The 1490-nt window shown below is 40.1% G+C and carries 1 protein-coding gene and 1 pseudogene; one reads left to right on the top strand and one right to left on the bottom strand.

The features are described 5' to 3' along the window. Positions 1–224 precede the first annotated feature (224 nt). Positions 225–872: a DNA-3-methyladenine glycosylase gene (locus F6K49_RS48295; protein ID WP_293109772.1), complete on the bottom strand. Its 648-nt coding sequence runs from the start codon at positions 870–872 to the stop codon at positions 225–227. 202 nt (positions 873–1074) lie between these two features. On the opposite strand from F6K49_RS48295, the pseudogene F6K49_RS54075 reads away from it, so the two are divergent. Beyond that, positions 1075–1200: pseudogene (locus F6K49_RS54075) on the top strand (MerR family DNA-binding transcriptional regulator); the annotation flags it as partial. Between the last annotated feature and the right edge of the window lie 290 nt (positions 1201–1490).

Genomic DNA, 1490 nt, shown 5'->3' on the forward strand with positions numbered 1-1490 from the left:
TCTCTTCCATAACTCTAGGCAGAGCAAAATAAATCAGTTTCACTATCCCACATGTCAACCATAGTTCCTGGAAGTCGATTCATGCTATCATTTTTATTGATTTTTAATTCAACTAAACAGCACTTTTATATCACAAAACACCACAATTAAACGGCATAAAATCCTCAAAATTGACCATTATCTGTTACTATCAGATCGAATTTTCAGCATTAGTTATGATAACTTTAATTGACTATTTTAGTACGATTGTTCTTGATAGTTGTTTCTAAACTTTGCCACAAATACCAGCAGGCGATACTACGATAGGGTTTCCATTTCTGACCCAGGTTATTGAGGCTATGCTTGTCTGGTAACTGTTCAAGATGGTAGAGATTCTGAATAGCTTTACGAATACCGAGGTCATCAATCGGTAGTACATCTAAACGATGGAGACGGAAAATCAGCAGCATTTGAGCTGTCCAACGACCAACTCCTTTAACTTGGGTTAAAGTCGTAATGACGGTTTCGTCGTCCATTGCGGAAAGCTCTTCAATGATGGGAAAACCAGCAATAATCCTCGTTGCTAGGTGTTGTAGGTAACGGATTTTTGGTCTAGAAATGCCAACTTCACGTAGTTTGTGTTCAGGAGTATCTAGGATTGCTTCGGGAGTTAAGGTTAGCGTTTCTTGGTAAGTGTATAACTCTAAAAATCTCTGGTAAATAGCTTGAGCTGCTTTGGTAGAAATTTGTTGAGAAATGATGGCTCTGGTCATTTCTTCGAGAAGATTAGATTGCTTGGGTATGTGATTGAGTTGACAACTGCCAACAGTATCAATCAGTTCTTTTAACACTGGATCTGATTTTTTGAGATACTTGATAGCCTCATCCAACATTAGACATCTCCGGAAAATTGATTTTAGTTAGCTATATAGTACCTGAACGCGATCACATTCAGGGCTTCCGAGCAGGTCATGATTCAAGGAATATTAGTTACATCGGGCAATTAACATTGTTACGTGTAAATCGTCTCAAAATCGCTTCGGGTTCAGCAGTTCCTAACCGTAATGCAGCGGTCTTGTCAAACCAAAAGAAGCGGCTATAGCCCTAGGGGTGACTGATCGGACATTAAGGAACTGGGAGGCTGCTGGCAAAATCCAGTCCACCAAGACTGGCAATGGCCGAAAGTTGTACGACCTTGATTCGGTAGTTTACGAGAGCTAGATTATCGTTTTCCGGAAGGCAATGAAGCAATTTCCCGTGAGTTGCGCAAGGCTATAAGTCAGGTATGGCAAGTAATTGAGGTAGTAACTATCTTTTAATGACATTTAACATATTCCGGAAACCGTGATGTTGATATGTCCAGCAAATTTCGGCAAAATCAAAAGGGTGCGGCTCTTTTAGGAAGACTAAGGATAAAGTCTTAGACAGTTATCGGAAGAGTAGTGGGAGCAGTAGTAGAGCAACGAGCATAAAGGAGTCGTTTCATCAAAGGAACACCATCAAGATACAAA

The sequence above is a fragment of the Moorena sp. SIO3I6 genome (assembly GCF_010672095.1).

Excerpts from the sequence above, each read along its gene's own strand:
- F6K49_RS48295 (WP_293109772.1), bottom strand. The coding sequence starts at position 872 with ATGTTGGATGAGGCTATCAAGTATCTCAAAAAATCAGATCCAGTGTTA.